Origin of the sequence: Neochlamydia sp. AcF84 (genome assembly GCF_011087585.1) — a bacterium.
Lineage (GTDB): Bacteria > Chlamydiota > Chlamydiia > Chlamydiales > Parachlamydiaceae > Neochlamydia.
Genome location: NZ_VJOT01000073.1, coordinates 36565 through 62230 on the forward strand (window position 1 = coordinate 36565; position 25666 = coordinate 62230).

The 25666-nt window shown below is 38.0% G+C and carries 19 protein-coding genes; 10 read left to right on the top strand and 9 right to left on the bottom strand.

All coding sequences use genetic code 11. The features are described 5' to 3' along the window. Positions 1–219 precede the first annotated feature (219 nt). The 4 genes from NEOC84_RS08370 to gatB all read left to right on the top strand — a co-directional run bounded on the left by NEOC84_RS08370 (position 220) and on the right by gatB (position 9283). Positions 220–4980 (top strand): tetratricopeptide repeat protein, encoded by a 4761-nt coding sequence (locus NEOC84_RS08370; protein ID WP_166158012.1) that lies wholly within the window; start codon positions 220–222, stop codon positions 4978–4980. Between the two features lie 1057 nt (positions 4981–6037). Beyond that, a complete protein-coding gene (gene gatC, locus NEOC84_RS08375; protein ID WP_166158015.1) occupies positions 6038–6337 on the top strand; it encodes an Asp-tRNA(Asn)/Glu-tRNA(Gln) amidotransferase subunit GatC in 300 nt (99 codons plus the stop codon). A 17-nt stretch (positions 6338–6354) separates the two neighbouring features. Further along, entirely contained in the window at positions 6355–7812 is a 1458-nt protein-coding gene (gene gatA / locus NEOC84_RS08380) for an Asp-tRNA(Asn)/Glu-tRNA(Gln) amidotransferase subunit GatA (RefSeq protein WP_207391843.1), read from the top strand. A 10-nt stretch (positions 7813–7822) separates the two neighbouring features. Then, positions 7823–9283 carry an Asp-tRNA(Asn)/Glu-tRNA(Gln) amidotransferase subunit GatB gene (gatB, locus tag NEOC84_RS08385; RefSeq protein WP_166158018.1) on the top strand — a complete coding sequence of 487 codons (1461 nt, stop codon included), beginning with the start codon at positions 7823–7825 and terminating at the stop codon, positions 9281–9283. 399 nt (positions 9284–9682) lie between these two features. On the opposite strand, the gene NEOC84_RS08390 is transcribed toward gatB, so the two are convergent. Further along, positions 9683–10087 (bottom strand): hypothetical protein, encoded by a 405-nt coding sequence (locus NEOC84_RS08390; RefSeq protein WP_166158021.1) that lies wholly within the window; start codon positions 10085–10087, stop codon positions 9683–9685. A 119-nt stretch (positions 10088–10206) separates the two neighbouring features. Between NEOC84_RS08390 and NEOC84_RS08395 the strand changes: the two genes are divergently transcribed. After that, complete coding sequence (locus NEOC84_RS08395; RefSeq protein ID WP_166158024.1) at positions 10207–10713, top strand: SycD/LcrH family type III secretion system chaperone; 507 nt, start codon at positions 10207–10209, stop codon at positions 10711–10713. Positions 10714–10748: 35 nt separating this feature from the next. Here the strand turns inward: NEOC84_RS08395 and xerD are convergent, their stop codons facing one another. The 5 genes from xerD to trmB all read right to left on the bottom strand — a co-directional run bounded on the left by xerD (position 10749) and on the right by trmB (position 15700). Beyond that, on the bottom strand, positions 10749–11651 hold the full coding sequence (gene xerD / locus NEOC84_RS08400; RefSeq protein ID WP_166158027.1) for a site-specific tyrosine recombinase XerD: 903 nt from the start codon (positions 11649–11651) through the stop codon (positions 10749–10751). 3 nt (positions 11652–11654) lie between these two features. Continuing rightward, positions 11655–12161 carry a hypothetical protein gene (locus NEOC84_RS08405; protein WP_166158030.1) on the bottom strand — a complete coding sequence of 169 codons (507 nt, stop codon included), beginning with the start codon at positions 12159–12161 and terminating at the stop codon, positions 11655–11657. Positions 12162–12180: 19 nt separating this feature from the next. Then, positions 12181–13794 (bottom strand): glucose-6-phosphate isomerase, encoded by a 1614-nt coding sequence (locus tag NEOC84_RS08410; RefSeq protein ID WP_207391846.1) that lies wholly within the window; start codon positions 13792–13794, stop codon positions 12181–12183. A gap of 185 nt (positions 13795–13979) precedes the next feature. Continuing rightward, positions 13980–15026, bottom strand: coding sequence for a hypothetical protein (locus NEOC84_RS08415; protein WP_166158036.1), 1047 nt, complete (start codon positions 15024–15026; stop codon positions 13980–13982). Continuing rightward, complete coding sequence (gene trmB, locus NEOC84_RS08420) at positions 15023–15700, bottom strand: tRNA (guanosine(46)-N7)-methyltransferase TrmB (RefSeq protein WP_166158039.1); 678 nt, start codon at positions 15698–15700, stop codon at positions 15023–15025. Before trmB ends, NEOC84_RS08415 begins: the two co-directional genes overlap by 4 nt. Before the next feature lie 231 nt (positions 15701–15931). Between trmB and NEOC84_RS08425 the strand changes: the two genes are divergently transcribed. Continuing rightward, on the top strand, positions 15932–16822 hold the full coding sequence (locus tag NEOC84_RS08425) for a methionyl aminopeptidase (protein ID WP_166158119.1): 891 nt from the start codon (positions 15932–15934) through the stop codon (positions 16820–16822). Between the two features lie 123 nt (positions 16823–16945). Here NEOC84_RS08425 and NEOC84_RS08430 read toward each other — a convergent pair whose 3' ends face one another. The 3 genes from NEOC84_RS08430 to NEOC84_RS08440 all read right to left on the bottom strand — a co-directional run bounded on the left by NEOC84_RS08430 (position 16946) and on the right by NEOC84_RS08440 (position 20302). Then, a complete protein-coding gene (locus NEOC84_RS08430) occupies positions 16946–19000 on the bottom strand; it encodes a hypothetical protein (RefSeq protein WP_166158042.1) in 2055 nt (684 codons plus the stop codon). Positions 19001–19492: 492 nt separating this feature from the next. Further along, a complete protein-coding gene (locus NEOC84_RS08435) occupies positions 19493–19696 on the bottom strand; it encodes a hypothetical protein (RefSeq protein WP_166158045.1) in 204 nt (67 codons plus the stop codon). A gap of 363 nt (positions 19697–20059) precedes the next feature. Further along, positions 20060–20302 (bottom strand): hypothetical protein, encoded by a 243-nt coding sequence (locus NEOC84_RS08440; RefSeq protein WP_166158048.1) that lies wholly within the window; start codon positions 20300–20302, stop codon positions 20060–20062. Between the two features lie 307 nt (positions 20303–20609). Here NEOC84_RS08440 and NEOC84_RS08445 point away from each other — a divergent pair, with 307 nt between their 5' ends. The 4 genes from NEOC84_RS08445 (at position 20610) to dapA (ending at position 25655) form a co-directional block, all read left to right on the top strand. Beyond that, positions 20610–22793 carry an ATP-dependent RecD-like DNA helicase gene (locus NEOC84_RS08445; protein WP_166158051.1) on the top strand — a complete coding sequence of 728 codons (2184 nt, stop codon included), beginning with the start codon at positions 20610–20612 and terminating at the stop codon, positions 22791–22793. Then, positions 22793–23842 (top strand): phosphatidylserine/phosphatidylglycerophosphate/cardiolipin synthase family protein, encoded by a 1050-nt coding sequence (locus NEOC84_RS08450; protein ID WP_166158054.1) that lies wholly within the window; start codon positions 22793–22795, stop codon positions 23840–23842. The genes NEOC84_RS08445 and NEOC84_RS08450 overlap by 1 nt, the downstream gene beginning before the upstream one ends. 156 nt (positions 23843–23998) lie before the next feature. Then, positions 23999–24781 carry a 4-hydroxy-tetrahydrodipicolinate reductase gene (gene dapB / locus NEOC84_RS08455; RefSeq protein ID WP_166158057.1) on the top strand — a complete coding sequence of 261 codons (783 nt, stop codon included), beginning with the start codon at positions 23999–24001 and terminating at the stop codon, positions 24779–24781. Further along, entirely contained in the window at positions 24771–25655 is an 885-nt protein-coding gene (gene dapA / locus NEOC84_RS08460; RefSeq protein ID WP_166158060.1) for a 4-hydroxy-tetrahydrodipicolinate synthase, read from the top strand. Before dapB ends, dapA begins: the two co-directional genes overlap by 11 nt. Positions 25656–25666 lie beyond the last annotated feature (11 nt).

The window sequence follows — 25666 nt, forward strand, 5'->3', positions numbered from 1 at the left end:
GAGAAGGGAATGGAACAGCAAACAAAATAAGAGAATAACGCGAATGGATATTTAAAAAGAAAAAAAATTAAAAGAAAAAAATATTAAACTTTAATTTATGGAAATTAAAATTAGCATTCATTTAAAATGATTTACTAAAATTTAATAATAAACTAAAAAGATTACAAGTAATATTACAAACTTCTTGAAATACCCTAAAGCTAGAATCAGGATAAGCGAATGAATGTAGAAAATTTACCTATTACACCTTTCATTTTTACTGCATTTAAGAAAATAGAAAAAGAAAAACAGCCTTGTCTGAAGCTAGGCCCTTATGCAGAGATTAGGTTAAAAATTTTCGAAAAATTAGAAAAGCAAGAGTTGTGCAAAGCACGATTGGTTTGTAAAGAGTGGAAGCAGCTAATTGAACAAACTGAGGAATTGAAAAGCTTTCATGCAAAAAAAGTGGGGGCTAAATCACCAACAGAAAAGCAACAAGCTAGCTTAGCTTCTAGCCAATGGGACAAACATAGAATAGCTGAGTGCTTATGGCAGGATTGTTCAGCTATTATTAGTGAGTCCATGATAGCAAAAGTAAATACTGCGGCTGAATATCTAAAGAAGGAAGGATTTGAATTAAAAGGTGTTCCCAGTGACGGCGACTGTTTTTTTAGCGCTTTTTTAGGAAGTTATGCTCTCCTTTCTAGAAAAATCCCTTTGCTAGACGATCAAGAAAACAAAATCTCCTATTTAAGAGAAGCGCTTTCAAGCATCATCAGGCATACGAATAACGAAAGAGCAGGAGAAATAATAGGAAAAGGAACTTGGGTAAGCGGCTTAGGTGAAGGAGATCTGCTAGCTTCGGCTTTATCTATTCCTATAAGATTGGTGACAGTTAATGAGGAACATTTGATTTGTGGTGTTAATGATATGCTTATCCCCCCAAGAAAGGGAATAGCTGCAGCTGAGACAGCCCAAGAATGGGGCACTATTCCTGATAAAGAAAGATCTAAAGAATATATCTTCATTATAGATTTGGAGGGTCATTTTATTTATGCTCAAAAGCCTTCAAAGCCGGATTACTTTCTTCTTGTAGAATCAGCAACTTCCTCTACTCTTCTTTCAGGTGAAAACCCTTCTTTTTCTCTTCATATAGAAGCTAGAATGAATAAAGTTAAAAGATTTTCCCTTACAGAACAGGATTTTAATGAGGCTGGTAAGCAAGAAGTATTTGATCCCTCCAATCCTTTAGCTACCCTACCCTTAAAAATTTTCCAACGAATTTTCCTCTCTTTCAACAGTTTAAACGATGATGAATTAAGGAAGGTTCTTAATGCTAAAAGCTGTGCTCGCGTGTTTAAGCAGCACCTACCCAGCAAGGTTCAGTTGTTGATACATTATCAACCTCAAAAATTGCCAGAGTATCTTGATAAAATTGCTGAGTATCTAGACAAAATTGTTTATTCGATAGAGGAAAGCAATAATTTTTTAATAAAGTTTAAGTTAGAAGAAGCAGAAGAAGCCTATACGCTAGCTTTAAAGCTCGCCGTTCAAAAAAATGATCCTATCCAAGAAAGTGTCTGCATAGAAAAATTAGGGGATGTTTATATAGGCAAAGGCACCCCTGAAACGCTTTTGCAAGCGGCAGGACTTTACAATTATGCTTTACGCCTTGCTCCCCAGGAGCGTCAAGAAATTCTTAGAGATAAGCTTTCTAGAGTTCAAAATTTACTTATTAAAATTTGTAACGGCAAATCTTTAGAATCACAGATAATAAAGAAAAAAATCGGTGACAACCGTATAGTATTGAAAAATTTTAGAGAGGAAATAGAGAAAAAAATTCAACGTCTGACAGGAACTCCTTTTTTCCACGAAGTGAAAGAGCTTTACAGTAATATCGCTCAGAATATAAAGGCTTTTTTTAGCTCCCTAGTTAACCAGGCGATCGATGTTTTAGGCCCTGCGCCTTGTGAATATGCCATGATAGGCTTTGGTTCCCTAGCTAGGGAAGAGATGACTCCTTATTCCGACCTTGAATTTGGCATTCTTATGCAAACAGAGAATCCAGAAAATAGAGACTACTTTAAGCGTCTGACCACTCTAATTCATTTAAAAGTCATTAATTTAGGAGAAACTATTCTTCCTGCTCTAAACATTCCCTGCCTAAAAGCTATAGATTTTTTTGATGGCACTACGCCACGAGGCTTTGCCTTCGATGGAGCTGGAGTAGAAGGAAAAGGCTGTAAAACTCCTTTCGGCAATAGTAAAACATTTGAGCTTATCCAAACTCCTGAAAAGATGGCTCAATATATTGCTAAAGATGAGGATGGACAGTGGTGGCATGATAAAGAACCTCATCTTCCTATGGAGCTTTTAACCTTTACCCATCTAATAGGTAGCTATGCATTAACCGAGCAATATAGGCAAAAACTTCAGAAAAAACTGGGTATTTTTTTCCAAACAGATCTTAGCCTTCGGCAGTACTTAGCCAAGCAACACCTTGTGGTAGCTGATATGGAAGCTTTTAATCCAGGAATGGGCGATTTAAGTAGGCAGGGAATGCTTTTCAAAGTTAAAAATGATTTTTATCGCTTTCCTCATTTGGCTTTGGACCGGTTAGCCCTTCTCAAAAAAGTAATGGCTTCCGATACTTTTACTAGGATTGACCAGCTGAACAAACTAGGAATTATAACGGCTGGCGCCGCTAATAAATTAAAAGAGTGGATGAGCATAGCGCTATTTATGCGCCTTAAGACCTATTCGCATTATCAAGCACAACAAGAGATGATGAATCCGCTGATTAAACCCTTTGGCTTCGACGAACCGGAACTCATCATAAAGCAGTTTGCTTTAGATCAGGAAACCTTAAGCAAAGTAAAAAATATTTACCGTATTTTTATTCCCTTTTATAAAGCCCTGCAAGAATTTTTAGAGGGTCGCGAAGACAGCCTTAGATCTTCAGATTTAGACGATAACTCGTTACAAACTCAAGGTAATATAGCACTACGACTTTTTCAGCTCGAAGAAGCAAAAAAATATTACAAATTAGCAAAAAAAGAAAATCCAGTAGATCCACATATATTAGGTTATCTGGGAAGCATTTATAATGCTCAAGGTAAACTGAATAAAGCTACTATGCATGTCAAAGAAGCTCTCAACATCAATCTTGGGCATTATAATGAAAATCATCCACTTATAGCAGCACTTTGCAGCAACCTTGGGAACATCTATCGCCAGCAAGGCAATTTAGACCTGGCTGCAAAGTATATTAAAAAGGCCCTCGATATTGCCTTGAAGGTTTGTGGCGAAAATCATTCGACTGTAGTAATTTATTACAACAATCTCGGACAAATTTATAAGGAGCAAGGTAATTTAGATAGGGCGGCTAAATATACAAAAAAAGCTCTCGATATTAATCTTAAGCTTATTGGAGAAAATCACCCTTATGTGGGAACAATTTATGATAACCTTGGACAAATCTATCACGAACAAGGCAATCCAGGAATGGCGATAAGGCTAGGCCGAAAAGCTCTTGCCCTTAGCCTCATTTTTTTTGGGGAAAATCATCCTAGTACAGCAATCCGTCACAATAACCTAGGACGCATCTACTATGACCAAGGCAAGTTAAAACAAGCGACCGAGCATGTACAAAAAGCACTCGATATTACTCTGAAGGTTTTTGGAGGAAATCATTCGACTGTAGCAAAATTTTATAACAGCATGGGAATGCTATGTAAATCCCAAGGCGATTTAAAGCAAGCAGCTGAGCATGTTATGCAAGCGCTTAAAATTGATCATGATCTCTTTGGGGACAACAGCCCTGCTGCCGCAAACGATTACGCCAGCCTGGGACTTATCTACCAAAAACAAGGCAATTTAGACAAGGCAGCTGAATACAGCATAAAAGCTCTCGATATTAATCGTAAGATTTTTGGAGAAAATCATTCATCTGTGGCGATGAATTGCAATCACTTAGGACTTGTTTACCAGGAAAAAGGCAATTTAGAGCAAGCGGCTGAGTATAGCGAAAAAGCTTTAGCAATTGATCGTACGATTTTTGGCGAATATTCTCCCAAAGTGGCAATCAATTATAATAACATGGCGCAAATATACCAAGCTCAAGGCAATTTAGATAAGGCAGCTGAATACAGCATAAAAGCTCTCAATATTGACTTTAAGTTATTTGGGGAAAATTATCCCGTATTGGCAACTCGTTACAATAATCTGGGAAGGATCTATCAAGCACAAGGCAACTTAATACAGGCAGCTGAATACACAAAAAAAGCTCTGGATATTAATGGCAAGATTTTTGGAGACAGTCATTCATCTGTGGCAACGATCTGTAATAACCTGGGAACAATTTACCGAGAACAAGGAAATTTAGAACAGGCAGCTGAATACACCAAAAAAGCTCTGGATATTAATCGCAAGATTTATGGTGAAAATCATTCATATGTGGCGACGATTTATAATAGCCTGGGAATAATTTATCAAGAACAAGGAAATTTAGGAAAGGCAGCTCAGTATATAGAAAAAGCCCTTGACATTGACCTTAAGCTTTTTGGAGACAATCATCCTAATGTAGCGAGAGATTACAGTAACTTGGGAACTACCTATTTAGAACAAAAAAATCTAAGTCTAGCAGCGGAATATGCCAAGAGAGCTCTCAAGATTGAACTTAAGCTGTTTACGAAAAATTATCCTCTAGTGGCAATTCGCTATGGCAATCTAGGGGTGATCTACCAACAACAAGGCAAGTTAGAAAAGGCAGTTAAATATTACCACCAAGCCCTTAAGGTATTAGGTGAGAAGCATCCCCATGTAGTGTATTATTGCAATAATCTCGTCGAAATCTACCAGCAGCAGGACAAATTAAAAACTGCACTTAAGTATGCCAGTAAAGCCTTTGAACTCGCCTATCATCTATTTGGAAAAAACCATTTAATCGTGGTACAATGCCACTATAGGCTATCCCTACTCACTCAACTTACGCAGACATGAAATTTCTTGGGGAATTTTGCAATTCTTGATACTCCTTCTAATTGGTTCTAAAAATTAGGTTTATATTTTTGAACAAGGCAATTGAGAGAGATTTAATCAAATCGTCCAGAACAAATTTTATGCCATAGCTTTTAAGGGAAAGTGTTTAGAAATGTTGAAGAATTACAAGTGGCTAGCGATGCAGTAGGATAATAACAAAAGAACACATACAGTAAAGTGTTATTTTAGCAAGAGGCTTTCAAGAAGCCTCTAAGAACATTCTTAGATGCCAAATATCTTGTGCAAGAAAAGATGTTAGATAAGTTACAACTGACAGAAATAGTATTGCTAGGTAATCCGGGTTTGCCAGGTTAGGGGCTGTCTACGACAACTTAAGATATGTCTTTTCCTTCCTTTGTTTTTTCTCTGCCTTAAGCACGCCCCTCAAAGGTTTGGGGCTTTCACTTTCTGGCTATCAGCTATGTCTACTAAAGATTTTTCCTTCTTTTCCTTACCTTCTTTTCTTCTTTCCTAGATAGGCTTTTATCTTTTCTAATTTCCTAGCAAGCTTCCGCCTAGAAAAATAATTAAACACTAGCTTACAAAGAGAAAAATCGTGGAGAAAGTGCCTCTCTATATCTTGTATGGCTTACATAAAAACTAGCATCTTACTAATGCCTTTCGTTTAGGGTACCTACACAGCCTCCCTCTTTTTTCATTAAAGAAAAAAGATATATTCTTTATTTCTTCCCTTTCATTATCACTTAAATTGTCACGAGAACTTTTATGCATTGAGCCTTTCCTTCCTTTGAATTTGCTTTCATCTTATCTGAATAAAAGCAAACTCTTAATAAGCTTAAAATTTACATAAGGATATTCCCTTGCTATTTGAAGGAGCAAATGAAAAAACTTGACGACTTTGATATTACTCTGCGCTAAAGCATAAAAAAACAGATAGATTGGGAGAAAGTGACCCTACGTAACTTGAAATGATCTGTCACCTGCAAATTTTTTAGCTTCTGTTGCATAATAAGCAGACTCTCATTATTATAAAGCGATTCATTCCAGGAGCTATAAAATGGCACATATTGACAAAGATACTATTCAAAACCTAATGGCTTTAAGTCGCATCGAGTGTACTGAAGAACAAAAAGAGGTCCTGCTTAACAATTTAAAAAAAATTATTGGCTACTTTGAGCAATTGAATGAAATCAATACCGATGATGTGCCACCTTGTGATCATGTTCTGGCTGATATGTGCAATGTGATGAGAGAAGATGTGCCTGGGCCTACCCTGCCGCGTGAAAAGTTTTTATCCAATGCTCCTGCGCATATTGGAGGAATGATAAAAGTTCCTACCATCATTAAGCAAAACTGATTATCTGAAGGAAAGACATGATACATACACTGACCGCATGTGAAATTAAAGATAAGTTTTTAAAAGGAGATCTTACGGCGCTAGCTGTTACCGAAGCTTTTTTAAAACGTATCGATCAATATGACAGCCAGATTGGAGCTTTTCTTGCAGTGTACAAAGAGCGCGCGATTGAAAAAGCTAAGCAGCTGGATAAGAAGAGAGCGTTGGGAGAAAAATTAGGAAAACTTGCGGCTGTTCCCATAGCTATCAAAGACAACATTCATATTAAAGAGGAAATTTCTACATGCGCCTCTAAATTCCTCGTTAATTATCGCGCTCCCTTTGATGCTACTGTTGTTCGCCTTTTGGAAGAAGAAGATGCGATTCTTTTAGGCAAGACTAACATGGATGAATTTGCGATGGGCTCTTCTAATGAAAGCTCTGCTTTACAAAAAACTTATAACCCTTGGAACTTAAAATGTACTCCCGGTGGCTCTTCAGGTGGATCTGCTGCTGCTGTTGCTGGACGTTTGTGTCCCCTTGCGCTAGGTAGCGATACAGGAGGATCTATCCGCTTGCCCGCTTCCTTTTGTGGAGTCGTAGGTTTTAAACCTACCTATGGAAGGGTTTCTCGTTATGGATTAGTCGCTTATGCTTCTTCCCTGGATCAAATAGGCCCTTTTGCTACCAATACGCGAGATGCCGCTTTAGTGATGGAAGTGATTGGAAAGCACTGTGAAAAAGATTCTACCAGCTTACCCGCTGAAGCGGACGATTACCTTACGAAGATGAATAAGGACATTAAAGGAAAAAAGATTGGAGTACCTTGGCATTTTTTAGATACTCTTGCTGCTGAACCTAAAAAAGTCTTTAACAATTCTTTAGAAGTTTTGAAGAGCTTAGGAGCAGAAATAGTAGAAATAGATTTGAGTATTTTAAAGTATTCTTTACCTGTCTATTACATTCTGGCCACAGCCGAAGCTTCTACCAATTTAGCACGCTTTGATGGAGTGCGCTATGGCCACCGTTCTAGCCGTGCTCAAACGTTAGAGGAAATCTATGATTTTTCAAAAAGTGAGGGCTTTGGAGAAGAAGTGAAGCAAAGAATTCTTCTAGGCACCTTCGTACTTTCCTCCGGTTATCAACAGGCTTACTATAAAAAAGCACAAAAAATTCGTACTTTAATTATACAAAGCTATCAAGAAGCCTTCAAAAGATGTGATTTGGTGGCCAGCCCCGTTAGCCCCTTTGCGGCCTTTGAAATAGGATCGATTAAAGATCCCATACAAATGTATTTAGAAGACATCTACACCATAGGCATTAACTTAGCAGGCCTTCCTGCCATCAGCATTCCTGCCGGTTTTTCTGCTGAAGGAAAACCTATGGGCTTGCAATTAATAGGTCCTCAAAAAGATGAGGTAGGTGTTTTTCAAGTCTCCCATGCTTTTGAAAAGGCCACCTCCTATCATATGCACATGCCTGAACTAGTGAAATAGGAGAAATTCAATGACGCAGCATATTAACTGGGAAGCCGTAATTGGTCTTGAAATACATGCCGAACTTAACACCAAAACTAAACTGTTTAGCGTAGCTCCCAATCATTTTGGCGACGAACCTAATACAAACATTACAGAAGTTTGCACAGGCCAGCCAGGCGCCCTACCCGTGCTCAATAAGGAAGCCGTTCGAAAAGCCGTGCAATTTGGATGTGCCATCAATTCCACTATCGCTAAATTTAGCAAATTTGATCGTAAATCTTACTTTTATCCTGATAGCCCTCGCAATTTTCAGATCACCCAATTTGAGCAGCCTATTGTATTGGGAGGAACTGTTGTCGCCGAAGTTAATGGAATAGAGAAAACTTTTGCTGTCAACCGGGTACACTTGGAAGATGATGCAGGCATGCTTAAACATTTTACCAATTTTGCGGGGGTGGATTATAATCGTGCAGGTGTTCCTTTGATTGAGATTGTTTCTGAGCCCTGCATTCATTCTGCCGATGAAGCTGTAGCTTATGCATCAGCTATAAAAGCCATTTTACAATATATTGATGTTTCTGATTGCAACATGGAAGAAGGCTCGCTACGTGTAGATGCTAATATTTCCGTGCGCCTGAAAGGCGAAACGGGACTTCGCAATAAGATTGAAATCAAAAACATGAATTCATTCAGCAACATGCATGTAGCGATTGAATGCGAAATTAAACGTCAAATCTCTGCCTACATGAAGCACCCTAACACTCCTTACAACCAAATTATTCAACAGTCCACTTATCGATGGGATCCGGAAAAAAAAGAGACGGTTCTTATGCGCCGTAAAGAGCGAGCCGATGACTATCGTTATTTTCCTGAACCCGATCTTGTACCTATTGTTTTGACCGATAGCTATATTGAGGAAGTGCGCCAGTCATTACCGGAACTACCTTTGCAAAGAGAGAGGCGTTATGTAGCCGAGCTTGGTCTTTCTCCTCATCACGCCTTTGTTTTAACGCAAGATAAGCCAATAGCTGATTACTTCGAGGAAGCTCTTAAAAATTGCTCAAATGCACGCAATCTTTGTAATTGGATCATTGTAGAATTTGCAGGAAGGCTTAAAGATTCGGGCAAAAATCTTTTAACTCTTGGTATTCCTCCTATTCAGCTAGCCAAATTAGTAAATATGATTGATAAAGGAACGATCACGGGAAGAATAGCTAAAACTGTAGCTGATCAAATGGTTGCTCAACCCCAGATGGATTGTGAAAAAATTGTAGCTGATAATCCTGATTTTAAACCGGTGAGCGATCAAGGGGAAATTGCAGCTATTGTGGATAGAGTCTTAGCACAAAACCCTCAATCTATTGCTGATTTTAAAGCAGGTAGGGAAAAAGCATTTGCTTTTTTAGTAGGACAAGTGATGAAAGAAACTAGAGGTAAAGCGGCACCCACCGTGGTAAACGAGATGCTCAAGCAGCGTATAAATTCCTAAAGAATGAGCTAATAAACTTGCCAAAAACTTCTATTTTTTTTTGACTTTATTCTTTTAAATTAATTTTTAAATATTAAAGAGGGAGAGGCTTAAAAAAACTAGATGCTCTTTTTAGCAAGCTTATAGGTAAGAAAATCAAATAAAAACGTTCGAAAAATAATCAGTTCTACTTAAGGTGGAGGTATTAATTTAAAATCTATTCAAATAACCTCTTCCTTTCTCTTTGTAGTTCACGCCCGCTTATGGAATAAATTAATAGCTAGCTTCTTCGCTCGTTTTAATTACTTCAAGCATTAAAAAATTGGTACAATGATTTTTATCTTGTAGCTAGCCTTATTTATAAGCTAATCCAATTAAAAGGGGTGAATAAAAAGAAAAATAGAACTTTTAGAATTCCTTTCAAGCTTTATAAAGCATTTTTTCATCAGCTTTTTTATAAAGATAGCTTCCTAATGAGGCTTGCCAAATAACTGCGGCAGTAGCAAGGAAGACAGGCAATACCAACATACCTATTCCCCAACAGGCAATAATTACAGGGACGGAATAAGCGGACAGAAATACTTTTATCCTATTTACAGCCTTTTCTATCGATTGACTAAAAGCTACCCCTATTACTAATGAAATAAAGCACATTCCAGGATTGGTAGCAAAAAGAGCTAAGGTTAGTAGGCTAATAAACACAACGTTAGCCACTTCCTTCACTTTGGAAAAAGCCTGAGAAGCTTTCTCTCGCCATGCAGGATTAACAGGCAGATGAATAGATCTTCTATCACTCTTTAAGTCGACAGATGCTAACGTTGTCATATAAACCTCTTTATTATTGAGGAAGTATTATGCTAAATCAGAAGATAAGAAACAAGCCTGAAATGTTTTATTGACAAACTGAAGAAGAAATTCATAATATCAGCCCAACGGGGTTAAAAATGGAAAGCGACGATATTGGTGAATTTAAGATAACTAAAAAAGTCAAAATGAAGCTTAAAAATAAAAAGCTTCTTAAAAAGCAACTTGCCCAAGGTAAAACTGCTCAGCAAATTTTAGAATTTAGCGATGAAACTATGGCTAAATTCTATGGCGCTGCCTATCGCCTCTTTGATCATCGTCGCTATGGGGAAGCGGCTCAAGCTTTCTTATTCCTGGTCACTCTTAATCCTTATAACCATGAATATTGGGTGGGGTTAGGAATGTGCTCACAACTTAACAAAGATTACGAAGCTGCTATCGATGCTTACGAAATGGCAGCTATATGCCGTATTGATAACCCCGTTCCCTATTTTTATTTAGCTAAATGTCTCTTTGCTCTGCATGATAGAGAGAGTGCCCTGCAAGCACTAGATTTGGCTATAGAATATGCCTCCAACCATCCTGAATTTTTAGAGCTTCAGCATCATGCCGAAAATGCTAAACGGCTTTTACTTAAAGATATATAAATATTTTCTTAATTTTTTAAACCTCTAATATTCAATTAAGCCCGCGGGTGAAATTCATCAAAGCTTTTTTGCAAGCGCGATTTGCTGATCTGCGTGTATCTATCTGTACTACTGATACTTGCATGCCCAAGCATTTCTTGGATAACGCGTAAGTCAGCCCCATTTTCTAATAGATGAGTAGCAAATGAATGGCGAAGAGAATGAGGGGATATATTTTTAAGGATTCCTGCTTTTTTCATATATGTTTTGATCATCCTCCATACACTCACTCGATCGATAGGTTTTCCACGACTAGAAACAAATAATTCTTTAGATTTTTCACTCTCTGTTAATGAACGATAATGATGAAGATAATGATCAATAGCTTGGATAGCTTTAAATCCTATAGGAACTAAACGTTCCTTCTTTCCTTTACCCATCACCCGCACATACTCATCATCCACATCATAGATCTTCAAGCTACAAACTTCAGAGACCCGCAACCCGCACGCATACATAATTTCTAGCATAGCTTTATCCCGTGAGCCTTGTAGAGTCTCTACATCAGGAGCTTCTAATAATCTTTCAATTTCTTCGTAAGAGAGCACTGTAGGGATAAGCTGCCAAGCTTTAGGTGTAGCAAAATATAAGGAGAAATTGCTGGGTAGATTCCCCTCTCTTTTTAGAAAACGACATAATACTTTAATGGCTATGAGATTGCGTACAATACTTGAACTGGCATATCCTGCTGCTTGCAGAGAGGCCACGAAATCCATCAGATGTTCTTCATCGACCTGTTGTATAGCATTAAAGCCTTTCTTGCTTAAAAAAGCAAAAAATGCGGCTATATCTCGTTGATAAGCTTCTATAGTATTTACAGCTAAACCTTTTTCCGAGCCTATATAGCTTAGAAAATCTTCAAAAATAGTATCCAAAAGACTAGAAGAGGATTTCTGCATGGCTTAGCGCGCTAACTTTTCGGCAATTTTTACTTGAAGGGCTTCAATGTCGCTACCGCTCAATGGCTTTCGTTTAACAGCCCACATCTCTTCAGTAGCTGCTACCTCATAAATAGCAAGTACCGATCCATCTTCCTGCGCCAACTCTTGCCTTAAATAAATAATTTTTCGTCGCGCCAGGTAAAGTGCCAATATGAATGCTTCTGCCCATTCTTCTTCCGAAGGAGATTGCAATAAGTTTTTTAATAAATAAAAAGCTTTTTCATCGCGTGTTTTAAAAGATATCTCTTCCTTCTCTTTTTTCGAAACGACTTTAGCTTTCCAAGCCGTTTTAGCCCTAGCGCTAAAATTTTCTTTAGCAAATTTTTCCCAGCAAGCTAAGCAAAAGTCTTTCCTCTCATATTCTTCTTCTTGAGAAAGCAAGATCGAATAAAACTCCATCTCTGGAATAAGAGGTTCGTTGCCATGCATGCAATGCGCGGCACGTTTGGGAATTTCGATTTTCAACATGATTTTCTCCCTAAGGACACTACAAAGTCTCTAAATGGCGAACCATTGCCTCGCCTAAAGCAAACTCAGATTTTTCGCCTATCCCTCTTTTAAAAGAAAATTGATCAACAATTTTATTAGCTAAAATTTTACCCAATTGCACTCCTTCTTGATCAAAAGAATTAATCCCCCAGATAAATCCTTCAAAGGCTACTTTATGTTCGAAGTAGGCAAGTAAAGAGCCTAAAATATGGGGCGTTAACTGACGTGCTAACAGAATATGAGAAGGCCTATTGCCAAAAAAGCTTTTATTTATATTTTCAGGATCTTTTTGACCGGCTGCTAAAGCTATGGCTTGCGCAAAAAGATTAGCTAGCAGCTTTTCTTGAGAATAAGTCCCTTTATATAAAAAATCTTTTTTATACTGAGATTCTTTAAAACCGATAAATTCCACAGGAATAGGAGAAGTTCCTTGATGAATAAGCTGAAAGAACGAATGTTGGGCATTGGTACCCGGCTCACCCCATATGATAGGCCCTGTCTGAAAATTAACGTGATTGCCTCTTCGATCGGTATGTTTCCCGTTAGATTCCATGTCAAGCTGCTGGATATGAGCAGGAAAACGTGATAAAGCTTGAGAGTAAGGAATAAGCGCCACGGTAGGATGCCCTAAAAAATTTCGATTCCAAATGCCTAATAAAGCTCCTAGTAAAGGCAAATTATGCTTGATGCTTGGATTTAAAGCCACCTTATCCATCGCGTTGGCGCCTCTAAGTAGCTCCCAAAACACTTCAAATCCAAAGGCAAAAGAAAGCATCACTCCTCCTACCATCGAGGTGGTAGAATAACGTCCTCCAATCCAATCCCAAATGTAAAAGCTTTCTAGGTATTGATCAGGATTATCCATAGGGCTGCCACGACCTGTAACAGCTACAAAATGATTACGAGGATGAAGGGAAGCTTTTTGGAAATGAGACCGAACAATTTCTTCATTCGTTAATGTTTCAAGTGTGGTCCCAGATTTTGATACACAAACCACTAAAGTAGCAGACAGATCCACATCTTTAAGAACCATGGCGGCATCATCAGGATCGACATTGGAAATAAAGTGCACTTTTCGGCCCTTTTTCTGCAAAGGCTGCAAAGCCAAATAATGGGCTTTGGGTCCTAAATCTGAACCTCCGATGCCTATCATGATTAAATCTGTAAAACTTTGATCTTTATCAATTTTATTGATAAAATGCTGCAGCTTATCGATCTCCTTTTTAGCCTCTTTTGTTGCCTCAGAAGCCTCTTTCGACTGATTAGGAGCCTCAAAAAAATCTCTTACCGCTGTATGTAAAACCTTTCTATTCTCACTAGGAAAGCCTTCAATTTTATTAACAGTTTCACCCGCCTGCATCTTTTTCATCGCTTGTATTACGCCTGCTTCGCGTGATAGCTCCACCAAAGCTTGCATAACCTCTTCTGTTACTTGTTCTGTGCCATACAAAAATTTTATGCCACAAGCTTCAGCACTAAGCTGCTGCAAACGAGTTGGAGTTAAGAGTTGGGGATCCGTTAAGTCACAAGGATGCCTGGCTAGTTCCTTTAGTTTCGCAGTAGCAAGAAAATGATCAAATGACCGACTGTTCACACCACACTTTTCTACCATAGACATAAAAAAACCTCACTTGAATAGGATAGCCTTGTTATAACCGATGAACAATAAATGATGAAGAGCAAAAGTAAAATTTATAAATAAAATTTTATTACTTTTTTGGGGCTTAAAAAGGAAGGCTAATCAACTAAACTTTTCTCTTGTCCAAACCCTTAATAGAGAAAGAATGTTAGGCTGCCTTACTCGCCATCCCTATTATTCATCATGCTAAAAGATCCTTTTTCACTTTTTACATACGGTATCTCTTTTGCTAACCCTAGAGAAGAGCCCACAGTAATGACTGTCCCCCCTGCAGCACAAAAGCCTTGCAGGTTGCGCTTACCTTGCCTTGTTAAGCTGGAGGAAATGACGACTAAATAGTCCAGCCCTTCCCATTCATGAAGAAGATAATTTTCTGGGATAATATTGAAAGCAACTCTTTCATTTAATAAATCGCGTAATATCTCTTCTAGCTCTTGATAGGTTTGTTGATCTCTCCATTGATAGTTAGGGAGGCAAACACCTACAGGTGCAGGCTTAAAATTAAATAAGTAGGGAAGCTCACTATTTTTAACGAGCAGATGTAATCTCCCCCATCGTTCGCGATGCGTTAGCTGAACTTCTAAACTTAAGCTTAACGATAGATCTTTATCTAAAGTCACAAAGATAGGCATTTCATCAGGCATTCGATTGGCTAAAAATGCTAAATATTCTGCTCCCACCTCACGTGCAAATAATGCTTGAGAGGTAGAAAAGGGTAATTGATCATTTTCATTACCCTTCGTAGTTTTCCATTCTTTATAATTAGATTGTAGTTCATCATCCCAGCTCATTTGAGATTTAAAGTTTACGGGCCCTCGATAGATGTTTACCCCTAAGGTTTGATCTTTAAATTTATTCCATAAATTATCCCGAAAGTGCTCGAGAGAAAGAAGCAGAGATAAAAACTGGGTTTGATTAGATAAGGGCCACTCTAAACGATCAAATAAACCTAAATCTAAGTCCCAAAAAAGCAGAAAGCCTTCTTTCGAAGAATTTTCTGCAACCTTTTCTATTTTTTTCCAGTCAAGGCTTGCCGTCACTTTGCCATCTAATTTAAGTGAAATGACATTATAGCCAGCAGGGATTTTTTCATCCTCTGCTTGCCATTCATAAAGCTTAGGCTTAAAAATTTTTCCTTGGTAATAAAAGTAAGGTTTATCCCAAACTAGCCTTTTTGTATTTTCAGGGATCTCCTCGACACTCATTTTTTAATAAACCTATGATAGCGAATTGTTTTACCCTTGGAGCGCCAAAGCTCCTCAAAATAAGAAGTGCCATAACCTTCTTCTTCGGTAGAAAAGTGGGGATGAGAATAGTAAGATTTAAAATCTGCGGCTGACAAGAAAACTTCAAGCGCTTCTTGCGAGTAGCTTATATCATCCGTAACAAAAGTGAGAGCTTTATCTGTTTGCATCACCCGAGCTAATTCCTGGACAAAGTGAGGCTGTATTAAACGGTGCTTAGCATGTCGCAATTTAGGCCAAGGATCCGGAAAGTTGATGAATACATTAGCAATACTAGCAGAAGGAAAGTAAGTGCGAGTGGCCATCAACCCCTCTCCACAAACAACAATCAAGTTCTTGAGCGAGCCATTTTTAATTTTGGACCAGATCTTACGCACACGGGTAAATTTTCTCTCGATGGCAACCCAATTAAGATGAGGATGGGCCTCTGCTTGTGCTACTATCCAAGCCCCATTTCCGCTGCAATATTCTAAATTGACAGGCTGATCATTGCCAAAAAGCGAAGGATGAGACCACCCAGGAAACTCAAAATGATTTTGAGCTAGATGCCTATCGGGTAAGTACCATATGCCATCATGGATGGTAACTTTTCTATTATCTTTAGGAAAAGGGGGTATCAAATCAGCAGGCTTCATAATCCCAATAATTTTTTTTGAAACAAGTTAATATCATCTGCCACCCAAGCATGTAGCCAGGGTACATTATTCCAAGCGGCCTTAATAAAAAACGGCTTTAAGTCAATCGATCATTCATCTATAATGCTCAGGAGAGAAAAAAAGCCCTTTTTTAAAATTTACTTAAAATAAGATATATCAAATCTGCCAAAAAGTCTACTGCTTATCTTTGGGGATTTAAGGAACTCTATGATCGGTCGAAATCATGAATGCTGGTGTAAAAGCGGTAAAAAATGGAAGAAATGCCATTTTCCTCATCTTAGCCCTGCATTAAAAGAAACAGAACACTCCCAACTTTTAAAGAAAGAGTATTTAAAAAGATACAATATCATCCTTAAAAATGAGCAGGAAATCACAGCCATACGTAGAGCCTGCCATCTAGCTTCCTATATTCTTGAAGAAACCTGTAAAATAGCTAAAGAGGGTATTACCACCTTGGAAATCAATGATTTTGCGCATCGGTTGCATTTAGAGATGGGAGCCATTCCTGCTCCTCTTCACTATGGCCATCCACCTTTTCCTAAAAGCATTTGTACTTCTCTTAATGAGGTCGTTTGTCATGGCATTCCTAATAAAATCCCCTTAAAAGAGGGAGATATATTAAATATTGACGTCACCTGCATCTTTGAAGGCTACTATGGCGACTGCAGCAAGATGGTTAGCATAGGTAAAGTCTCAGAAGAAAAACAGTTAGTCATGGAAGTAGCGTATGAGTGTTTAAAACGCTCTCTCGCTATTTGTAAACCTGGGGTGGAAATCAAAGAAATTGGTAACGTAATAGAAGCTTACGCGCGCGCGCATCACTGTTCTGTTGTCCATCAGTTTGTAGGACATGGGGTAGGAATAAACTTTCATGAAAACCCCCAAATTCCTCATGCTTATAATGGAAGCCAGATTCCTTTGGCACCAGGGATGATATTTACTATCGAGCCTATGATTAATGCAGGGGTTCAAGAGGCGATAATTGACCAAGAGGATGAATGGACTGCTCGCACTAAAGATGGTAAAGCGAGTGCTCAATTTGAGCATACTTTACTCATTACTCATGAGGGGCATGAAATTTTAACTAACTGGCAAAGATAACGATCTTTAATTTTCCCCTCACCTTCCCTTTTACTTTATATACCTACTCTCGCTTACCCTCATTGCAAGCTAGTAGCTAGAGCAAGTGGCGATGGCTTTACCTTTTTTTATAAGAATAAAAAATTATAAGCTAAGCTTAGTAATAATCTCGTTTAAACTCTCTACCTCTAGATAATAAGTTTTTTCTAAATTATCCAATTGGTTTTGCATTTGGATGATATGTTGCGTTAAATGTTGGGCATAAGGGTCTACATTAAACTGCTCTTTTTCTTGAATAAGCAGTTGTAATTGAGAAATTTTTTCTTCTGCATAAAAAAGTTTTTGCCTGGTGTGCTCTAAAACGGTAGATTTATCATTAAATTGCTCTTTTAGCTGTAAGTACATTCCCTCGGCACGGCGCCTTAAAGCATACTCTTCATGGGAATTGGGTGTAGGTTGAAGGATAAGTTTTTCTTTTTTATCTTGCCTAGCATGCTGCTTAGCACTTTCCTCTGCTTTTTCTATTGCCAGGCGAGCTGCCTCAAGCTCCTGCATGTTTTCCTTTAAGGCCGCTTCTAACCGCGCTTTTTCTTGCTCAAGACCCTTAAACTGTTGGAGCTCACCTTGAAGCTTTATAAGAGTAGAATTTAAGCTTATCTTTTCCTGTTGCAAGTCTTCGATTTGATGGGCCCATTTTTCTTGTAGATCTTGATAGGCTATTTTCTCTTCGTGAAGCTGAGTTAGTTCTTTTTCATGCGTTTGTAAATCTTCTAAAGCACTCTGCAGGCTAAATTGTATGTTAAATATCTCTTGATCTTTGGCGTTAATTAGCTCGCTAAGATTTTGAGTTTCACTCTTATGACAAAGAATACAATCTTTAAGCTCATTTTGCACTTGTTGCAGCTGCTTTTTTACTTCAAGAGAAGCTTTCTTTTCTTCTTCCAGTTCTTCCCACGCTTTCTTTTCATTAAAACTTTTAAGCTCTAGCTCTTTTTGCATGAACTGCAGGTTATCCTTAGAACGCTCAATTTCTTGCTTGGCAAGTTCTATCTCAAGGGTAGCTTGTCCAGATCGCTCTTCTAGCCAGGAGCTTTTCTCTTCAAAATCTTTTAGTGCTTGAGAAAGAGCTCTCACCTGCTCTTCAAAATGTTGAATTTCTCGTTGATATTGGCTTTTGATATTTTCTATATTTTCTGCAGAATGGCTATCAATGATACTTGCACACTTTTCCAGCTCTTCATGGGCTTCTTGAAGTTGATCTTTAATGTAAAGGATTTCCTTACGTTTCTCCAAAAGCTCATCTAGCATACGCTCATTTCTAACCGCTTGATTATTCAGCTCTGCAGTGAGTAAATGCACTTCTTTCTTAAAAGCTTGAGCCTCTTGTTGGGAATCTTTTAGCCCCTCAGTAAGTGCTTCTAGTTGTTTATTTGCACTTTGCATGTCAGCTTGGTATTGCAGCCTAAGCTTTTCTAATGGAGGATCATCCTGCATAAGCTTGAGTGCTTCTGTTCGCTTAGCTAGCTCTTTATTAATTTCAACGAGTTGATCGCTAAGCTGCAGGGCTTCTCCACGTTTGTCCAGCAGCTCTTGTAATAGCTGCTCCTCTTTAAAAGATCTTATTTCAAGTTCATGTTTAATAGCTTGGGCATCAGCCTTATACTTTTCATTTTCTAATTTTACCTGCTCAATCTCAGCTTGAGAGCTTTTTAAAAGAGAGTCTAGATGATTATTTTTCTGCTGAGAGTGATAGAGTTCTTGAGTAATTTTCTCTAATTTTTCCTGGGGACTTTCTTTTTCATGCTGGCTCTCTAGCCTCCCATTTTCAAGCTTGAAGAAGCCTTCTTCTGTAGCAGAAGAGGGAGATTGAACCTCTTGTATCAGAACTAAAGCAGTATCATAGCTATAACTGGTGATAAAAAAAGTAAGTAAAATGGAAAAAGTAATCCCTCCATGCCACGCCGGAGAATTAATAAGTATCGGATGATAGAAAGACAGCAAAAATGCTAATGAAAAGCCAGCTAAAATGAGACCGCCTCTTTTTAAATACCAGCAAACAGGTAAACCTAAAACAAGACTGAAGGCTAACAAGGGTGTGAGTGGAGTGGGACGCAAGAGCATGATGAAAAGGGTAGCTAAGGCTAAGAGTGGACCTACCACGCTCCATAGAAAAAACTGACGTTCACGCGTTAAGTTCATTACTATACAAAAATGCTCTAAAGTCTATTAATTAGGGTCAACCTTATAACAAACTCATCAAAATGTAAAGTAGTAAGTGTGAGAGCCTGCTTAATAACATTTAGAGCAAAGCTTTATTGGCACAACCCGAATTTCAGAACTAAAGGCAATAGAGAAGCTAGCTCTCTCTATAAATAGTGGTGATAAAAAAATTCTGCAAGCTTAAATAGAACCCTATGCGTAGAATATTAATCAATGATATTACTTTTGCTTTCACAAAAAAACTCATCTTAAAAAATTTATGCCACACGATAAAAAATGCTTTTATGCGCGTTTATTCTTTTCAATCATTATTAAAGCAGGATCAGGCTAAATTTCCTGAGCGATAAATATTTTCTTCTAATTAAGCAAGATGAAAAGCTTCTAAGAATATTTCTTTAACCTCTCTCCTCAGAACTAGAGGCCTCCTGCTTATTTAATAGGAAAGAAGACTTTCAAGTAAGGCTTAATTTTTTATAAGAAAGCTTCTTCTTCTTTTTCATCGATAAAAGATTGGGCCCCTTGTAGCAGATAAGCAACTAAAGAAGAGTCCCCTTCATAAGTCATCTGCACTTGCATGTTACCATCTTCTACGGGTTTATCGCAGGTAATAAGAACATAACAAGCATGATTTTTAGATAACGTATCGTATAATTGCTTTTGCTTATTAGACTTCATCTAATCTCCTTAGCATTTGCCTCCACCTCTAATTTTTTTGGCTTAAAGCTTCTTTATAAATTCTATTGATCAATTAAAAGCTCCCTTTACTCACTTATACTTTTAACCCAATATTTGTCACATTATACGATGAGAGTAATTATGAAAAGTTAATTTGATAAGATTTTTTATTGAAGATGTAAGCTAATGTAAATAGGCACTCTACAAAAAAAATTTTCTAAAGGAGTGCGCTCTTTAGCATTTAAGTAGAGAAAAAAAGTCTAAAATAACCCCTCTACAGCTGAAGTGAAAAAAATTCTAAGCTTAATTTTTATCTTCTTGTTTTACATTTGCCTCAAAGGAAAGATAAGCAACTATTATTTTTTATTTAGTAAAATGGTCATAAAAAGCATCTGCTCGCATGCCTGGCCATCCATAATTTTTTTCATTTAAATCATCCATATGGCTATCTATCGCTCTTCCATAAAACAATCTGGCCCCCCTCTTTGGAGCATAGCAATCTTCTGTTATTTGGCTCTCTTCTTCACCAACATTCTGTTCCTCTGCTGCCTCTAAAGGCATATATCCTATCACAACCATTCCCATCAAAAAAGCTAATCTATGCATTTTTTTCTCCTTTATCGCCACAAATAGTATTATTAATTTTTTTAATAATTTTTCAATCTTTTAATCATTTAAAGAGGATTAAGAGAGCTGAAAATAGCAGGATATTTCTATCTTTCAACATTTTATATGGGCTAGGTGGCCTTATCGAGAGAGGTAGTTAATTTTAGACTTTAAGACAGAAACAGTTAAAATTTAAAAAAGATCTTTTCAAAAGTAGCTGACCCACCTATACTACAAGATGAATAGATGTAAATTTTTTAACTCTTCACCTGTTTATCCATCTTTAAATTGCTCAATCAAAATGTTTATGGAAATTGTTGTTGGCTACATTGAGAGAATTACCTTTCAAAATGCAGAGACAGGCTATACGGTTGCACAGCTAAAAACAGCTCAACTAAAAGAGCTTGTGTGCGTGGTTGGAGTCATGCCTACTGCTCTTCCTGGTGTGACTGCGCGCTGTAAAGGACATTGGAAGCAGCATCTAGTTCATGGACGGCAATTCATCTGCCAAGAATATCAAGTAGAAGCCCCTGCTGATCTTTTAGGGATCAAGAAATACTTAGGCTCAGGGCTGATCAAAGGAATTGGCCCTAAATATGCTGAACGCATTGTGGAAAAATTTGGGATAGAAACCCTAGATGTGATTGATCAAGCTTCTCACAAATTATTAGAGATTGAAGGGCTAGGAGAAAAAAGAATTGAAAAAATTAGATCCTGTTGGGATGAGCAAAAATCTGTACGAGAAGTCATGATATTTTTGCAGTCTAAAGGAATAAGTCCTGTTTATGCGCAAAAAATTTATAAAAATTATGGTAATCATAGCATTGAGAAAGTTCAGCAAAACCCTTATATCCTTGCCCAAGAAATTACAGGCATTGGATTCAAAACAGCAGATGCTATTGCCAAAAAAATGGGAATGGAACACGATGCCTCTCCCAGGATCGATGCCGGTATTGAATTTATCTTGTCCGAATTATCTAAGGATGGGCATGTCTGTTTTCCTTTAGAAGAGTTTGTGGCCGAAGCTTCAGAAAAGCTGGAGGTGGAGAGCCCTCAAGTTAAGGCCCGTATTTCCTCTTTAAAAGATGAACGGCGTATTGAACTATTCGATCTGGTTAACAACCAAAAGATACAAACTTTTATTTGGAATATGTCCCTGTTTGTAGCCGAATCGGGCATTGCCCGTGAAATTAAAAGGTTAAATAGCTGTGCATGTAATTTAAGAGCGGTGGATATTCCTAAAGCTCTTGAGTGGGTTCAGCTAAAGCTAAATATTAAATTAGCTAATAACCAAAGCATTGCTATAAAAAATTGCCTTTATCAAAAGCTGCATATTATCACAGGTGGCCCGGGTACGGGGAAAAGTACCATCACAAATGCTATTCTGGCTATTACAGAAAAATTGAGTGATAAAATTCTCCTGATGGCCCCTACTGGGCGTGCTGCTAAGCGTATGAGTGAAATTACAGGTAAAAAAGCTTCCACTATTCATAGTATATTGGAATACAATTTTAAAAATGGGGGTTTTAAACGTAATCGCGAAAATCCTTTGGATTGCGATCTACTGATTGTGGATGAAGCCAGTATGATCGATACCTTTCTCATGTATAGTTTATTAAAAGCTATTCCCAATACATGCAGGCTTATCTTTGTGGGAGACATCAATCAGCTGCCAAGTGTTGGCCCTGGCAACGTCTTAAGTGATATGATTAACTCGCAAACAATCTCGGTCACTCTGCTAACAGAAATTTATCGTCAAGCGGCAGGCTCGCGTATTATTACTAATGCTCATAAAATTAATAGTGGTATCTTTCCAGATATTCATAACCATAGTGAGAGCGATTTTTTCTTCCTTGAAGCTGTAACTCCCGAAGAAGTATTAAAAAATATTATCGCTCTTATTGCCCAAAGGCTACCCCAAAGATATGGCTATGATCCACTCCATGATATTCAAGTGTTGACGCCCATGCGTAAAGGAATCATTGGGGCCGATAACTTAAACACCGTTTTACAAGAGACTCTGAATAAAAATAGCAATCCCTTATTTAGAGCAGGGAGAAAGTTATTAGTCGGAGATAAAGTTATGCAAATCCGCAATGATTATAAAAAAGAGGTTTATAATGGAGAAATAGGAGTAATCAAAGAGATAGACATTCTTGAACAGCAAGTTCTTATACAAATAGAAGATCGTGACATTATTTATGAATTTACCGATCTTGATGAAATTGTCCTTGCCTATGCTGTTTCCGTGCATAAGTATCAAGGTAGCCAATGTCCCTGTATTATTATGCCTGTGCATACTACCCATTTTGCTTTGTTATATCGCAATTTACTCTACACAGGGGTGACACGTGGGCAAAAGCATGTAATCATTATCGGAAGCAAAAAAGCGATCGCTATCGCTATTAAGAATGATGAAGTAAAAAAACGTCATACCGGACTTTATCATGCTCTTATAGGCATTAATAATATTAGCGTAAGCATGCCATAATGAGAAAAAGTAAAGCTCCCTTGTTTTCTGAGAAATTTCTCATCCAGTCTGCTTTAACACTTATCTCTAGCTTACTTTTAATCGGTACCGCTTTATTCCACGATGCTTTATGGATAAAACCTATTCCTGTAGCTGAAGAAACACCTAAGTTTTTTTCCAATCAAACGGGTGATCAGCTGGAAAACGCTTACATTTCGGCTATAAACAATGCTAAGAAATCTGTTCTCCTCCTCATTTTTTCTATGACGAGTGAAGAAATCATCGACGCCCTACGTCATAAAAGCCAAGAAGGTGTGCCTGTAAAAGTTATCTGTGATGCCAAGGCATGCCCCTATATTAGCAAAAAATTGGGCCCTCAGGTGGAGCTCATTCGGCGTTTAGGTAAGGGACTCATGCATATAAAGATCTTAGTGATTGATGATATAGAATGCTGGATTGGTTCTGCCAACTTCACCAATGAATCTTTAAATATGCATGGTAATCTTGTCGTCGCCTTAAAGAATGAAGCGCTTGCTGCCACTATTAAAGAAAAGGCTTCTACTTTGCATGAGTATGATAGAAAGGGCGAGGTTACTCACCACACCTACTTGGCTGGCAACCAAGAGTTACAAATCTCTTTTCTGCCTGATGATAAAAAAGCAAGCGTGCGTATTAAGCAACTGATTCGAGAAGCTAAAAAAAGTATACGCATCGCTATGTTTACCTGGACACGCTTTGATATGGCTAAGGAAGTAGTGGAGGCCCAAAAGCGAGGTGTTAACGTAGAAGTGGTGCTGGACAGAAGTTCCTCTAACGGGGCGAGCGCTAAGATAGCAGAAATGCTTAAAAGCCACCGTGTTAAATTATTTTACAGTGCAGGCACAGCATTACTTCACCATAAATTCATGTGGCTAGATGATCATACATTAGAAGTGGGTTCTGCCAATTGGACTAAAGCTGCTTTCACACAAAATGATGATTGTTTTTTAGTTCTCCATCCTTTAACTCATGAGCAGCGCCAGCATATGCAGAACTTATGGCAAGCCATTAAAGCAGATTCCCTTCGTTAATAAGCTAGCTGCATGATATTAACTTGATTCAATCCTTTAGAATGCTTCTCTCACTTATTAGGAACACAAAAAAAAACAAGCTAAAAATTACTGAAAAATGGTTTAAATTTATTTACGTTTTTTGTATCTATTGTGGGTTCAATCTAGGAGTTTGCCATGAAAATTGTGCTTATTGGATATGGTAAAATGGGACATCTGATCGAAGAGATCGCCTTACAGCAAGGACATACCATTGTAGCCAGACTCTCCTCCAGCGAGGCTGTCTCTTCTCTTAAAGAAAATTTAATTCAGCAAGCGGATATTTGCATAGATTTTAGTGCTCCTCAAGCCGTTTTAAGCAATCTTCAAAGGCTTGCTCCATTTAAGAAAAATATAGTCATGGGAACAACAGGCTGGGAAGAGCATGGGGAGGAAGTGAAAAAACTTATTCATGAACACCAAATAGGTTTTCTATTTTCTCCTAATTTCTCTATTGGAGTTCATCTTTTTAAAAATATTGTGGAAGCTGCTGCCCAATTAATGAATGAATTTGATGATTATGATGTAGCTGGACAAGAACTTCATCATTATCAAAAGAAAGATAGCCCTTCAGGAACAGCCAAAAGCTTAGTCTCCATATTGCTTGAAAAAATTCAGCGTAAAAAAACGCCTCTTTATGATAGAGTTGATCGTCCTATAGCCCCACATGAACTTAATTTCTCAAGCGTGCGCTGTGGCTCTATACCTGGCACCCACACGATAATCTTTGACTCCCCTGCGGATACTCTTACCATTACCCATCAGGCAAGGAACAGAGAAGGCTTTGCGCGAGGAGCCTTGGCAGCAGCCGAGTGGCTAGTAGGAAAAAAAGGAATTTTTACTTTAGAGGATATGATCTGCTCCTCAAAAAACATTTCCAACACCTCCCCTTTACAAGGAAATAATTATAATGAAACCTAAAATTTGGGGCGCCTATACCGTGCTTATTACCCCTTTTGATAAAGAAGGACAATTAGATGAAGAAGGCTTAAGAAAAAATATTCGTTTTCAGCTATCTTATCATATTCAAGGATTAGTGGTCTTAGGTACTACCGGTGAAGCCCCTACCTTAAGCCAAAAAGAAAAAGCGAAAATCATCAGTATCGCCCGAGAGGAAACACTAGGTAAGTGCCTTCTTATGGTTGGTACTGGTAGCTATGCTACCCATGCTACTATTGAAAACACTTTAGCTGCCCAAGATGCTAGCGCTGATGCCGCCTTGGTGGTTACGCCTTACTATAACAAGCCCACCCAAGAAGGTTTATATCAACATTTTTCTACTCTTGCCAAAGCGGTAAAGCTGCCCCTTGTCATTTACAACATTCCCGGTAGGACGGGTCAAAACTTACAGATCGAGACATTAAAACGATTGGCTGCCATAGAAAATATAGTAGGAGTAAAAGAAGCCTCTGGAAACATTTCACAGATGATGGATGTAATTGAAAGTATAAGGCTTATTAGACCTGATTTTAGCATCATGTCAGGAGATGATGCTTTAACTTATCCTTTGATGGCTCTAGGGGGACATGGTATTTATTCTGTTTTAAGTAATCTATTCCCTCAAGAGGTTAAAAAATTATGCGATCTAATGGTAGAAGAAGATTATCCTGCCGCGCGTGCTTTGCATTATGAATTGCTTCCCTACATGAAAAGTATGTTTATCGAAACCAACCCCATCCCAATAAAAACAGCAATGAATCTAGCAGGCCATGCAGCAGGCCCTTGCAGGCTACCCTTATGTGCAATGAATGATGAAAATCTAGAGAAATTAAAAAAGTGCTTAAAAGTTTTGTAGCTAGGAAAACA